Source organism: Massilia sp. CT11-108 (assembly GCF_047302915.1).
Taxonomy (GTDB): domain Bacteria; phylum Pseudomonadota; class Gammaproteobacteria; order Burkholderiales; family Burkholderiaceae_D; genus Telluria; species Telluria orientalis.
In genome coordinates this window covers 1-13,349 of sequence record NZ_JBKYMO010000118.1, presented here as the reverse complement: position 1 = coordinate 13,349, position 13,349 = coordinate 1, and the positions used below count along the sequence as shown (strand labels likewise).

The window sequence follows — 13,349 nt, the reverse complement described above, 5'->3', positions numbered from 1 at the left end:
GGGTGTCGGCCCGCGCCTGCACTGGACCGACACCCAGCTGCAGCGCGCCGGCGGCTTCGATCACTGCTTCTGCGTCCGCAACCACTTCGCCGGCGGCCAGGGGCAGTTGCGCGAAGTGGCCCGGGTGTTCGACCCGGCCTCCGGGCGCCGCCTCCAGCTGCACACGACCGAGGCGGCCGTGCGCTTCAGCAGCGGCGCGGGCCTGCCGCGCCTGGACGCGTTCCGTGTCGAAGCCCACGCGCGCCCCGGCCTCATGAGCGCGGCGTGGCCGCGCGTGATGCTGCATCCGGGGCAGGTGTACCGGCAGACGACCGTTTACCGGTTGTCGTTGCAGGGGTAACCCTGTCGTTCGTTGAGTGCTTCCACGAATTACACCGGTCGCATGGAAGAACGTCATTAGCCTTCGGCAGTCTGCGCCTGCGCGCTACCGATGAGAATTGCCCCACAGGACGTTTTCATGCCATCTACCGCCACGTGTACGCCGAACATGTTAACGAAGTTGGTCCCTTCGGCGATCACCGGGTTGCCGCCACACCGAGGACAACTGACGCGATGACCGACACCAGAAACCGGCTTGCCCAACGACGTGACGAGAGGATGGCCTTCCAGTACGGTGCCACCGTGGGATGTCCTGTCGCCGACGCGTATGATGGTTTTTTGTGGCATGGCAGTTATTTACGGAACTCGATCGACAGCTTGTTGTTTTTCGGTCGAGTGCAAACCTGAGCGCGTTGGGCCGCAGTTAGCGTGCCGCTAATGCCAACGTCGCGCAGGTGGCCTTGATACGGTAGCGTGATGGTCACCGTATCGTCGAAGAACATTATGACCTGCGTCGCCGCGCCGCCGTCATCGTTTTGTGGATTGTAGACTTCCAGCATTGTCTTGCCGTCGCGTTCTTCGGTAATGCCATCGACGCGCCCGGCCAGTCGGAACTGGCACGATGTTGTGTGTTGCACGTAGACGTATTCGAACGACGGAATGCCTTTCGTGTTCAATGTCCAGTGACTCAAGGTCAGCGTATGTCCAACACCAGCGACTGTCTTCGAGAATGTGGGCGTGCCGTCAAAGGCTGCGGCCCCGCAGGAGTACAGCATGAAGGCAAAATATAGTAATCTTTTCATGTATCGACCCGGTCAGTGAGTGGATGCGGCCGTCATCGGTACGTTTTCGCCCGCTACGTCGTGCAGGACGTAGTCATCGTCGTAGTCGGGATAATCGGCCGGGTAGCGGAAGGCGATAACGTTATCCGTAGAGCAATGTCCGTGAGTAACTCCGTGATTGTTTCCCTGGTTGCCGCCCAAGGTCGCGATCAGTCTGCCGCGGGCACCCAAGCCCGCGACGAAAGTAACGTGGTGTTGCCCTCCCGGGAAGCGGACCACGGCTACCGCGCCAAGTGCAGGCTTATTGTCACGGGTTGGACGTCCCCAAGCCTTAAATGCTGCGGCCCATGCGTTACCGTTACCCTTGAAACCGGCCTGCCCCAAGCACCAGTTGACGAACGCTGCGCAGTACGGTGTCTCGTCGATCGAGGCGGCGTGCTTGCCGACCTTTGGTGTTGCTTTGAAATATTCCAGGATACGCGGGTCGTTATTGTCCTCGCCGGAACGACGGTACACGCCCTTCTTGAATTCGTTGTGCGCCGCCACCATCCACGGAGCGCGGCTGACCTGCATTAGATCCGTCTGGGGATGGGCCCGCGCGTTGCGCAGGTACAACGTATGCAATTCGTTACGGCCATCCGCCAGAATCTTTCCCAGGGCAGCAACGGGCAGGCCACTCCCCGTTGCCGGGGGCGAGGATGGGCTCGACGCCTTAGACGTTGTATGGCCCTGGTGTTCGCCTTCAACGGTTACCGCATGCAGGTCGGGGATTTTCAGAATCTGGTCCGGGCGAATGATGAACGGCGAGGTAATGCCATTGGCCTTCGCGATGGCTTGGTAGCGTACGCCGTGGAGCGCGGCGATCTTTGCCAAGCTTTGCCCCTTTTCAACTTTGTGCATCTTATAGCGTGGCGGCGGGCCGTTGGTTGACGACGTAGGTGCTTTGCCTGCCGCCGTTTCCATAGCTTGCGCTGGGGCAGGCCGCAGTTGCTGCGGCTTCTGTTTTTCGTGCTCGCGGGTGCTGGTCTGAACGGTGAAGTCGGGCGCAATGAGCGTAACGCTTTGTCCGTTTTCCGTAGTTGTCGTTGCTAGTGGCTCCAGCGAAATCCATTTTTCTTTGAGCCTGTCGAATACCTTGATGTGGAGATCCCCGCACGGCAGTTTGTGGCGAATGACAAGGCGCCCGCTGGCGTCGGTAATAGCTTCAGCCTTCTTGTCGTCCAATTCGACCACGAGTCTGGCTTGCGCAATGGCGACCTTTGCGCCGTCGAGTACCAGAACGTCGATAGCCGGCAGCAGTGGTCCGCAACCCCGCGTTTTGGCGCGCGCAACCGCGCGTCTGAATGTTGGTCCTCGGATGATGGTGATGAGCTGCTCGTCATATTTCGGATCGGTGGCGTAATGCGATTTCACCAACTGGTGCGCCTCCTTTTCGTAATCACCCTTGATACCGGGTTTCATCAAATCACGGTAGCGCGGGTTCTTCTCGAGGAAACGCATCCTGTCTTCCAGGGCCTCCGAATAGGAGGAGTACACGCGAAATTCGGCATCGACCCAGACCTTTTTCCCATTAATGATTTCCGGGACGTTGTACGTTTTCTTGGGACCGTGCCAACCAGGATCTGCCTTGATATTGTAGATATTGTTCGATCCCGGCAAGCACTTCGAGCCCCATCCCGTCTCGAGGGCAGCCTGGGCGATGATCAATTCCCACGAGCATCCGGTACGTTCGGCGTAGATGCGTGCCGGACAATACAGGCTTGCCGCGAACTCGATTTTATCGTCGTATGTGTAGGCCATTACAATTCCCCGTAAACGCCCGTGGTCAGGTAAGTCTTGCCTTTCGTGTCGCGCGAAAGCACGCCCCACAGTGCGTCTTTGGTCGCGACGTATAACGGCTCGTCCGGAAATGCTTTCACGAACGGCTGTTTGCCGGTTGGAGGGGGTATCGTGACGAGCTGGTTCGGTTTTCCTTTGCAGGGCTTGAGGACTGCGGCCACGCCATCACCATACCGGGCGAGCGAACCGACCGAGCAATACGTGCCGCGTTGGGTCGACGGCGCGCGCGCTTTACCGTCCGGACCGATCGTTGACAATGTTGTGGAGTCGGCGCCAACGCTTAACGCATAGGTCGTTCCGTCCGCGGCGACGGCGAAGCGCACGTCTACATCCTCGACATGCGCGACCGTTGTACTCCATACATAGCCGCCGTTCACCTTCACACGCGAAGCCTTGAAGCTGCCTAACGAGTCAGTCGGTACCGTGGAGGGGAAAAAAGTCCCGGTGATATATAGGCTGTCCTCTACCAGGCGTGCACTGAATGGCGATGCAAAGGCCCCGTTCCGGCGTTGCAGAGGGATACCCCGTGTCTGCAGCCGCGTGTCCATGAAAAGCGTGAACGTCCCGTATTGTTCATTCCTCTCGTCGGCATCCATCGTGTAGCCGGCGACTGTTACGCCGTCCGATGATTCAGCCATTGTGTACCCATACTGGCTCTTGCCCGGAACCGCAAGCCGCATCGAAGCCAGCCGGTTGCCGTGCAGGTCGAATGCATACAGGTAGGTGCTCGATGTCGATTGAGGTGGCGAAAGACTCGTATCGTCATTGGTCAGCAGGTACACGCGGTCTTTCCCGATGAGGCACTGGACGGGATACGCGGTTGCCACGCTTTCGGGAAGATCAATCATGTGTTGCCACAATGTTGCCTGACGCGCCCGATCTACCAGGATGAGGTGGGGCGCCGACGTGCCCATTTCATTGATATCTTTGCCGGTAACGCATACTTGGTTGCCGTCCGAAGAGAACGCCATATCATACGTATGGAATGACTTGCCGTTCACGGACAACGCGATCCGGACCGGTGCCGCGCTGGTCGCGTACGCAGTCATAAGGTTCGCGCCGACCAGCGCCAGAAAACAGGCGATGTTGTTGAAAGTGGGATTCATTTTCATTGCTAAGGTTTGGTTCGAATATCGTCGGTGAGTACGTGCCCGTCGAGCTTGACGATCGCACCGATGTGCGTCGAAGGCCGGCGCTTGGTCACGCCGTCATCGTGTCATCAGGCCCTTCGATTGCCGCCTCGTCCTCCGGTTGATGATCGTAGTCGAACACGACTTCAGGCGCACCGTCGGGAACGTTGACACCTGGCGGCCGGTCGAACACCAGTTGCTCCCACTTGCCGCTGTTGACGTCGATGGTGACCTTCGTGGGCTCGCTGCTTTCCGTGAACAACGGTTTCGATTTGCCTTCGCCATCGAGAGTGCCACTGCCAAGAGCCTGACCGGTAGGTGACAGAAACGTGTACTTCAGCGTGCGCGCGCCGGACGGCAGATCCCAAAGAGCCGGATCGACGAACACCTGTTGGCTGAACTTTTTGGGTTGCGCACGTTCGAACTCGGTCTGATGAACGGCGGCCAGATTTCTCGGCCCCTCGAACTTGTGTTGGCCAGCGTGTGCAACCCAAGTGCCGCCCGTGCCGTGTTCGATACCTTGACCATTGATGCGCACATAGCTGCCGCCGGCATTTAGAAGAATCTCCTTCGCCGCCGTAATTTCGATGCTTGCTTTAGTACTGATCAATTTCAGCACCTGCTCGGCGATCATTTCGATGTTGTCGCTCTGGGCTTGGATCTCGACCTTGCCCCGCGCAGCGAACAGCTTCACGCCGGCCTTGGCGGCAAACAAACTGATCTTTCCGGCTACACTGGCAAAAAAGCTCTTGCCGGCAGCCAGCGTAATGTAGCCGCCCGCCGTCGTTGCCACGTGCTCGCCACTTTGCAGATGCGTGCTTGCTGGCGTGCTGGCCGCGATGCCGGCAGGGCTCGACAGGACCAAGTGGGGCGCAGTGAACTCGTCTTGCACGCCGCCGCCGCGAATCGTATCGCGCTGGGTGCGCAGCGCAGCAGCTACTTCGCTCTGGTCGGCGCCGCTTGTCTGCGCTTGTTGGCAAGCGGCGTCCTCCGCTAGTTGCTGGTGTAACGCCACGCCGTCGCTCAGGCGCGCGACAGTTTCGCCCATGTCTTTCGTATGCCCCGCAGCCTGACGCCGGAGTTCCGTTGTCACAAGCAAGCCTTTGCCAGCACGTATGGCCCCCCATGCTTCGGTGGCCAGCTCGAAGCCTTCCCCGCGAACGTCCTTACGGCCGGTATTGTCCTCAATGCGTGTGATATGGCCGAGCGCGAGCTGACTATGCGCATGGTCGCTCTTGATCTGTGCCTGGATCCGCTCGTGGGTATCGTCCAGGATCAAGTGATTGCTACGGCCGCCCGGCGCATTTCCGCCGTGCGGCGCAAGTTCCCGGCTGCGCAGGCCAGTCAGCGCGTGCTGTGCCGGCAGCGACCATGGCGGCATGTGTGTCTCATTGAACACGGTACCGGTCACGATGGGACGGTCAGGTGATCCCCCAAGCCATTGAACGATGACTTCCGACCCTACACGGGGCACTGCGACCACACCGAGTTCGCCGCCGCTCCAGGGACTCGCCACGCGGATCCAAGCCGAGCTGTGTTCGTCGCCATTGCCAATCCGATCCCAGTGGAATTGCACGCGAATGCGTCCGTATTCGTCGGTGTGAACGCTGTCCGGACCATTCGGCCCCACCACAGTGGCCGTCTGCGGAGCGGTAATGCGCGTATCGACGCTGTTGTAGCCGCGCCCGGGACGCCACGGGATCGTCCGGCGCAGGCAACGAACACGGTTGTGGTAGTCCGGCGACGCAGGGCTGTCGCCTTGTGCATGCAGGTAGTTATTTGAAGCTTCATGCACGACGTCGACGACGAGAAAAATATTACGGTCGCTGTCGTGCAGGTCGTCGAAGTGGCCAGTCAACTCGAACCAGCGGCCTGGCTGCAGTCGTCGGCAATTTCCTTTGCCAGTGAATTGTTTGCCACCAGCTTCGACTTCTTCCATTCGCAGCCGTGCGGTGCGATCGGCGTGTAGGCGGTCCGGGAACGGGTATGCGCCTGCGTATTCGTACGATTCTACGGGCTGTACGTTGCCTTGTTGGTTGAGTGTGGGCACCTGCGCGTGCTTCGGCACTGGGTCTTTGAAGTCGAATCCGGTGACGGCCGCTGCACTACCGACAAGCCGGCGCGCGGGCGACCATTCGCCGATGCCGTCTTCCTCAATGGCCCCGCCATGACGCTGGAACGGTACTGCCGACGCCAAGTCAATTGGCGATACGGCCGTCGTATCATCGCAGAGCACTAGTTTGTGTCCTGACGCATCGTGCTCGTACCAATAGCTCCAGCCGGCGGCTTCCCAGCGCCTGTGGAGGTAGTTGTGGTCGCTCTCGTCGAATTGACAGGCATCGGTCATCGGCGGATCTTCGCCTGCAACGCGGAAGTCCCATGATGGGAGGGCACCGTAATCGGCAAAGACATCTTCCGTTTGCTGGCGTAGCGTTTTACCGTGGAAAAGATGGTTATCTTTACGCAGCTTCAGGTACGCTAGCCACGGTGCCAGCACGGCTTCATAAAACGAAATTGCCCCATCGGTGCGTACAAGACGGAATGCGAATACATGCCCGCTGAAATAGCGCAGCGATCCGTCGTCGCGCACGAGTTCGACGCATACCAGGCAGCCCATCAAGTCTTTCAGTGCCAGGGACGCGTCGTCGGACAGCAGCTCCACCGTATATTCGAAGTCGCGCGACAGGGCTTCCTTCGCATGAAGGCGCTGGGGTACCAATTGGGCCGACGGGCCATCGTCGTGGGGAAACGACAGGCGGAGAATGCGATTGGTCTGGCGAAGCGCTATAAGATCTTGAAGGGACAGCATCGAAGACGAGTGAAAAATATCGATGTCAAGGCAGCGTGATTGTCAGATTCGCCGCCCGCGGCGCCATCTTGACGACGTCGCTGTACGCATTCATGCGCGCCTCGCTCGTGTGCCCGAGCGACGTGCGCAGTCCCACGTAGCCCAGCACGCAGATCAGGCCGAACACCGAGTACAGCACCCACAGCGGCAGGTCGCTGCGCAGCTTGTGGCGGATCTGGTCGGGACGTTCCGCGTGCGGCGCGAAGCCGCCGCGCTTGCCCTTCATGTGCGCGATCTCGTCGCCCAGGCGCGACGTCAGGTAGTTCAGCTTTTCCGTCCCCTCCAGGATGTAGCGGCCCTGGAAGCCGAGCAGGAGGCACATGTGGAAGACTTCGAGCGCTTCCACGTGGGCGCTGCCGCGCGCGCGCAGCTGTTCCAGGCGTTCGAAGAAGTGCTCGCCCGCGAGCTGGTCGCCGAACAGCTGCAGCTGCAGCGGGCGGCGCTCCCACGCGTCGCGGATCGTGAAGTGCGAGCGCAGGATGATCTCGTCGACCGCGGCGCAGAACGCGTATTTCGCGGCGTCGACGTCGTCCGGCGACGCGTTGTGCTTGCGCGCGTTGCGCCCGAAGTCGTCGAGGAATTGCGTCATCTTGCGCGCGAACGCGGCGTCGTCCTGCGGGCCGTTGCCGTTCTTGAGCATGAACAGGGCGTAGAAGCCGTCGTACATCAGGTCCAGCAGCGTCTGCGGCGCCGGCGGGGTGCCGGCGGCCATGAGGGAAGGTGCGGTTGCGGTGGTCATGGAAGGTCTCTCGGGTTCAGGAGGTCACGGCGACGAGGTCGGGCTTCACGTCCGCCATGCTGCCGGGGACGTAGATCGAGATCGACTGCGCCTGCAGCATGCGCTCGTACATCTGGCCTTTCGCTTCGATGGCGAAGTAGACGGCGTCCGGCCGCACCGGCACGGCGGCCGGCACCTGCGGCGCGTGCACGAGGCGCACGCCGGGCATCGCGGACAGCACGAATTTTTCCACGTCGTCCGGCGCGCCGATCTTCAGCCGCAGCGGCACCACGTCCACCAGTTCGCTGGCCGCCATGTCGCCGGACACGGCCAGGTAGAACGTCGTCTTGTCGTCGATCTTTTCCGAGTCCAGCATGCCATGCCAGTACGACGGTTTCACTTCGCGCAGCGCGATGGCGAAGTAGCGCGACGAGATCACGGTGTCGAGCAGTTCGCGGATGATCTGGTGCAGCGTCGCGAACGCGGGGCCGGGGTCGGCGTGCTGGTACGGCGGCAGGTCGGCCAGGGTCCAGCTCTTCGAGAACGTCATCAGGCTGCCCGCCAGCGACAGCAGTTGTTCGTACAGCCGTTCCGGATGCAGCGCCGGATTGTGGAAGTAGTGCGACAGGTTCGCGCACGCCGTGCTGGCCGTGTGCAGCAGCCAGAACGACGACATGTCGCCCGAGCGGAATTCGATCACGTGCCGGCTCGGTTCGCGGTGGTGGCCGTACAGCGCACTGACCTTCGCCTGCAGCGCATCCAGCAGCCGGCGCAGCTGCAGGAACAGCAGCGGCGCGCTCCTGATCGTCAGGCTGGGCGGCACGAACGACCCATCGAGCTCGAAGCCGCCGGTGGCCGCGCGGCGCAGCCGCAGCACGGGCACGTGCACGTAGGCGTCCAGCGGCTCCCCATCCGACACGAGGCGCACCGTCTTGCGCAGGTACGTCAGCTGCGCGCTCGCGGCCTGCGTGTACAGGTCCGGCGTGTCGCGGTCCAGCTGCGCGAAACGCGCGGTGTGCGTGCCGTCGCCGTCGGTCCGGTGCCCGCTGAAATTCGCGCCGTATGGCTTGAAGCCGGGCAGGGCGGCGTGCCACGTCACCGTCTGCACGGATTGCGGCAGCTGGCTCAGGTCGACGGCGTCCGGCAGGTCGTCGCCGCCCGGCGCGGAATACAGCTCGCCGTCGGGAAAACGCACCGACAGTTCGAGCAGGCGCAGCGCGTCGTTGGCCAGCGCGTCGCGGTCGACCTGGACCGCGACGACGCCCCAGGCATACGGGTGCAGCAGGCCCGCCGTGCGGTGCAGCCGATCCTCGTGGTACTGGTCCTGTTGCTGGAAATGCTGGGGGCGGAGGAACAGTCCTTCGCCCCATAAGATTTTGCCGCTCATGCGTTGGTTATCCCCTGGCGCTGCTGAAAATGAAAATGGCAGAACAGTAACATTTCTTACGGAAATTTAGCGCACGATTATGACACAAATTTTCTTTGTGATAATTCGTGATATTTCTTTGGCATAACGTCAGATGCCGTCAGGTTACAAGGAAAATCAATGGGAAATAGTGGAAATTGGTGAGCATTTCACTCGTCACTGACCCGCGTACGATTGTAAATAAAATTGAGGTTGATCAATAATATAATTCTGATACTATAAAAAAAGTTTTACAAAGTTAATACCAAGGCATCACTTAGTTCACCCTTTTGCGAGGACCCGCATGACCCCTGCATTTCCCGTTGGCCGCTTGAGCCGTTTCGTTGGCGCCGCCGCCTGCGCCCTCCTTCTTTCCGCTTGCGCGACGACGAAGCCGGAACTGGCCGAGAAGCCGCCCGTGCCCACGATGGACGAGCTGCTGGCCAAGGCCACCGAGGCCAGCACCGCCGGCCGCAAGGAAGACGCGGTCACGCTGTGGAAGGAGGCGGCCGCCGCCTACCCGGCCGACAAGGCGCCGTGGTCCAGCATCGCCCAGACCCGCTACGACGCCGGCCAGTACGGCGAAGCGATCGTCAGCGCCCAGGAAGTGCTGGTGCGCGATCCGAACGACCGCCTGGCGAACAGCATCATCGCCATCAGCGGCCTGCGCCTGTCGACGCGCGCCCTGGCCGACCTGAGCCGCCAGAACAACCTGTCCGGCTCGATCAAGACGGAGTCGCAGGACCTGGCCAAGCTGCTGCGCGAGAGCCTCGGCGAGCAGATCCTCGTGCCGCCGCCCGTGCAGGCCGCGCCGCCGGCGAAAGCCGCCGCGAAGGGCCGCGCCAGGCCGAAGGCGAAACACGCCGTCGCCGCCGGCGCGTCCGGTGCCGATCCGTTCGGCGCACTGAAATAACGTCCGAAACAACCACAGGGGAATCCCATGTCCAGAAATTCCAGTGTGCAGAAAAAACTGCAGAAAGTCCGCCCGCCGCGCGTGCAAATGACGTACGACGTCGAGATCGGCGATGCGATCGAGAACAAGGAGCTGCCGCTGGTCGTCGGCGTCGTCGGCGATTTCGGCGGGAATTCCGAAGTCCCGCAAAAACGCCTGAAGGAGCGCAGCTTCGTCGGCATCGACCGCGACAACTTCGACGAAGTCATGAAGGGCGTCGAACCCCGCGCCACGTACCGCGTGAACAACGAACTCACGGGCGAGGGCGGCCAGTTCGCCGTCGACCTGACGTTCCGCTCGATGGACGACTTCCGTCCCGAGGCTGTCGTGAACCAGGTCGAGCCGCTGCGTAAGCTGCTCGAGGCCCGCACGAAGCTGGCCGACCTGCGCAACAAGCTGGCCGGTAACGACAAGCTCGAAGACCTGCTCAACGACGTGTTGAACAGCACCGAAACCCTGGCCAAGCTGGGCCAGCCGACGACGAAAGAGTGATCATGTCCGCACTCCAGAACGCGGCCCTCGCGGCCGACACTCCCCTCGCACCCGAGGCCGACCTGCTCGACCAGATCGTCGAGCAGAGCAAGGTGGCGAAATCCAGCGCCGAACATGCGCGCGCCCGCGACCTGATCGCGGAACTGGTCAACCAGGTCATGGACGGCACGGTGGTCGTGTCCGACAACCTGGCCGCCACCATCGACGCCCGCGTGGCGGAGCTGGACCGCCTGATCTCCGCGCAGCTGTCGGCGGTGATGCACGCGCCGGAATTCCAGAAGCTGGAATCCAGCTGGACGGGCCTGAACTACCTCGTCAACAACACGGCGACGGGCCCGAACCTGAAGGTCAAGATGCTCAACGCGACCAAGCGCGAACTGGTGAAGGACTTCCAGAGCGCCATCGAGTTCGACCAGAGCACCATGTTCCGCAAGGTTTACGAAGAAGAATTCGGCACCTTCGGCGGCGCGCCGTTCGGGGCGCTGCTGGGCGACTTCGAGATCACCCGCCAGCCGGAAGACATGTACTTCATCGAGCAGATGTCGCACGTGGCGGCGGCCGCGCACGCGCCGTTCATCACGGCCGCGTCGCCCGAGCTGTTCGGCCTCGAAAGCTATTCGGATCTCGGCAAGCCGCGCGACCTGTCGAAGATCTTCGACACCGTCGAATACGCGAAATGGAAGGCGTTCCGCGAATCGGAAGACGCGCGCTACGTGGGCCTCACCTTGCCGCGCTTCCTCGGCCGCCTGCCGTACAACCCGGCCGACGGCGCCACCACCGAAGGCTTCAACTACGTCGAGGACGTGGACGGCACCGACCACCACAAATACCTGTGGTGCAACGCGGCCTACGCGTTCGGCACCAAGCTGACGGGCGCGTTCGAGGACTACGGCTGGTGCGCGGCGATCCGCGGCGTGGAAGGCGGCGGCCTCGTGGAAAACCTGCCGACCCACACGTTCAAGACGGATGAAGGCGAGATCGCGCTGAAATGCCCGACCGAGATCGCCATTACCGACCGCCGCGAAAAAGAGCTGTCGGACCTCGGTTTCATCTCGCTCGTGCATTGCAAGAACACGGACTACGCGGCCTTCTTCGGCGCGCAGTCGGCGCAGAAGGCGCGCAAGTACGCGAGCGACGCCGCCAACGCGAATGCCGTGCTGTCGGCCCAGCTGCAATACATCTTCGCCGTCTCGCGCATCGCCCACTACATGAAGGCCATGATGCGCGACAAGATCGGCAGCTTCGCCGCCGCGGCCAACGTCGAGGACTTCCTGAACCGCTGGCTCACGCAGTACGTCCTGCTCGACGACAACGCGAGCCAGGAACAGAAGGCGCAGTTCCCGCTGCGCGAAGCGAGCGTTCAGGTGCAGGAAGTGCCGGGCCGTCCGGGCGTCTACCGGGCCGTCTCGTTCCTGCGTCCGCACTTCCAGCTCGACGAACTGTCCGTATCGCTGCGCCTCGTCGCGGAACTGCCGGCATCGGCCACCTGATCAACTTTGTAGTCCCCCCGTATCAACTGAACTGAAAGGAAAAACACAACATGGCAATCGACGTCTACCTGCAAATCGACGGTATCAAAGGCGAATCCGCCGACACCGCACACAAGGACTGGATCGAAGTCAAGAGCGTCCAGTGGGAAGTCCTGCAACCGAAATCGGCCACCGCGTCGACCGGCGGCGGCCACACCGCCGAGCGCACCGAGCACAAGGACATCGTCGTCTCGAAGCTGGCCGACCTGGCCACCCCGATCCTGCTGCAGACCTGCTCGTCGGGCAAGACCATCCCGAAAGCGAAGTTCGAGTTCCTGCGTGCGGACGGCCAGGGCGAGCGCGTCAAGTACTTCGAGATCGAACTGGAAAACGTCCTGATCTCCAGCGTCTCGCCGTCCGTCGAGCAGGGCAACATCCTGACCGAAGACGTGTCGATCAAGTACTCCAAGGTGAAATGGAAGTACACCCAGCAGAAGGTCAACGGCGGCACGGGCGGTAACACGTCGGGCGGCTGGGACCTGTCGGCCAACAAGATCGCGGCCTGATAGCGCGCCGGCACGATGTCCGCCAAAGGATTCATGCCGGGGTTGTTCGATCGCCTGATCGACCGTCCCGGCCAGGCCCAGACGGGCACCGTGCCGCGCGTCTCGCTCGAGGAAATGAAGGATTCGGTGGCGCGCGACCTGGAGGCGCTGCTGAATACCCGCGCCGTGATGCCGGAAGAGGCATTCCGGCGCTTTCCCGAATGCGCGCGTTCCATCGTCGCGTACGGCCTGCACGATTTCGCGGGCCTGTCGCTGTCGAGCACCGACGATCGCGCCTTCATCTGCCGTAGCCTGGAAGCGGCGATCGCGCGCCACGAACCGCGCCTGCGCAACGTGCAGGCCCGCCTCGAACTGCGCGACGATGCCGTGAACCGCCTGAATTTTTCGATCACCGCGCTGATGGTCGTGAGCGCGGCGCACGAGCCGGTGAACTTCGACGCCGTGCTGCAGCCCTCCAGCCAGCATTACACCATCAGCAAGGCCCGCCGTGCGGCGGCGCCGGGAGCCTGAGTTGGACCAGTTATTACCGTATTACGAGCAGGAGCTCGGTTTCCTGCGCCGCCATTCGCGCGAATTCTCCGAGCGCTACCCCAGGATCGCCGGCAAGCTGCTCATCGGCGGCGAAGTGTGCGAAGACCCGCACATCGAACGCATGATCGAATCGTTCGCGCTGCTGAATTCCCGCATCGCCAAGCGCCTCGACGACGACTACCCCGAATTCACCGAAGCGCTGCTCGACGTCCTGTACCCGCACTACCTGCGCCCGTTCCCATCGTGCTCGATCGCGCGCACGGGGCGCGTTGCGAGCTGCGTGCCGCGCGGGATCTCGC

General features: G+C 62.0%; 13 protein-coding genes and 1 pseudogene. 7 read left to right on the top strand and 7 right to left on the bottom strand.

Annotation, left to right across the window (positions count from 1 at the left end; genetic code table 11):
* A pseudogene (locus ACEN88_RS12155) lies at positions 1-340 on the top strand (galactose-1-epimerase); the annotation flags it as partial.
* Between the two features lie 56 nt (positions 341-396).
* Here ACEN88_RS12155 and ACEN88_RS12150 read toward each other — a convergent pair.
* The 7 genes from ACEN88_RS12150 to tssK all read right to left on the bottom strand — a co-directional run bounded on the left by ACEN88_RS12150 (position 397) and on the right by tssK (position 9,022).
* Positions 397-666, bottom strand: coding sequence for a PAAR domain-containing protein (locus ACEN88_RS12150; RefSeq protein WP_413339880.1), 270 nt, complete (start codon positions 664-666; stop codon positions 397-399).
* A 5-nt stretch (positions 667-671) separates the two neighbouring features.
* Entirely contained in the window at positions 672-1,121 is a 450-nt protein-coding gene (locus ACEN88_RS12145) for a hypothetical protein (RefSeq protein ID WP_413339878.1), read from the bottom strand.
* Between the two features lie 12 nt (positions 1,122-1,133).
* Positions 1,134-2,900, bottom strand: a complete 1,767-nt coding sequence (locus ACEN88_RS12140) for a TIGR02594 family protein (protein ID WP_413339876.1) — start codon at positions 2,898-2,900, stop codon at positions 1,134-1,136.
* Positions 2,900-4,045, bottom strand: a complete 1,146-nt coding sequence (locus tag ACEN88_RS12135; RefSeq protein WP_413339875.1) for a hypothetical protein — start codon at positions 4,043-4,045, stop codon at positions 2,900-2,902. The genes ACEN88_RS12140 and ACEN88_RS12135 overlap by 1 nt, the downstream gene beginning before the upstream one ends.
* 94 nt (positions 4,046-4,139) lie before the next feature.
* Complete coding sequence (locus ACEN88_RS12130; RefSeq protein ID WP_413339873.1) at positions 4,140-6,878, bottom strand: type VI secretion system Vgr family protein; 2,739 nt, start codon at positions 6,876-6,878, stop codon at positions 4,140-4,142.
* A 25-nt stretch (positions 6,879-6,903) separates the two neighbouring features.
* Positions 6,904-7,656, bottom strand: coding sequence for a type IVB secretion system protein IcmH/DotU (gene icmH / locus ACEN88_RS12125; RefSeq protein WP_413339872.1), 753 nt, complete (start codon positions 7,654-7,656; stop codon positions 6,904-6,906).
* Between the two features lie 16 nt (positions 7,657-7,672).
* Entirely contained in the window at positions 7,673-9,022 is a 1,350-nt protein-coding gene (tssK, locus tag ACEN88_RS12120; RefSeq protein WP_413339870.1) for a type VI secretion system baseplate subunit TssK, read from the bottom strand.
* A 322-nt stretch (positions 9,023-9,344) separates the two neighbouring features.
* Here tssK and ACEN88_RS12115 point away from each other — a divergent pair, with 322 nt between their 5' ends.
* The 6 genes from ACEN88_RS12115 to ACEN88_RS12090 form a co-directional block, all read left to right on the top strand.
* Positions 9,345-9,953, top strand: coding sequence for a tetratricopeptide repeat protein (locus tag ACEN88_RS12115; protein ID WP_413339868.1), 609 nt, complete (start codon positions 9,345-9,347; stop codon positions 9,951-9,953).
* Positions 9,954-9,980: 27 nt separating this feature from the next.
* A complete protein-coding gene (gene tssB, locus ACEN88_RS12110) occupies positions 9,981-10,484 on the top strand; it encodes a type VI secretion system contractile sheath small subunit (RefSeq protein ID WP_413339867.1) in 504 nt (167 codons plus the stop codon).
* Positions 10,485-10,486: 2 nt separating this feature from the next.
* Positions 10,487-11,974 (top strand): type VI secretion system contractile sheath large subunit, encoded by a 1,488-nt coding sequence (gene tssC / locus ACEN88_RS12105; protein WP_413339866.1) that lies wholly within the window; start codon positions 10,487-10,489, stop codon positions 11,972-11,974.
* Positions 11,975-12,024: 50 nt separating this feature from the next.
* The gene (locus tag ACEN88_RS12100) at positions 12,025-12,519 is read left to right on the top strand and encodes an Hcp family type VI secretion system effector (protein WP_056125847.1); all 495 of its coding nucleotides are present in this window, start codon (positions 12,025-12,027) and stop codon (positions 12,517-12,519) included.
* Between the two features lie 15 nt (positions 12,520-12,534).
* On the top strand, positions 12,535-13,029 hold the full coding sequence (tssE, locus tag ACEN88_RS12095; protein ID WP_413339864.1) for a type VI secretion system baseplate subunit TssE: 495 nt from the start codon (positions 12,535-12,537) through the stop codon (positions 13,027-13,029).
* Between the two features lies 1 nt (position 13,030).
* Positions 13,031-13,349, top strand: a 319-nt coding sequence (locus ACEN88_RS12090; protein ID WP_413339863.1) for a type VI secretion system baseplate subunit TssF, incomplete at its 3' end; no start/stop codon positions are given.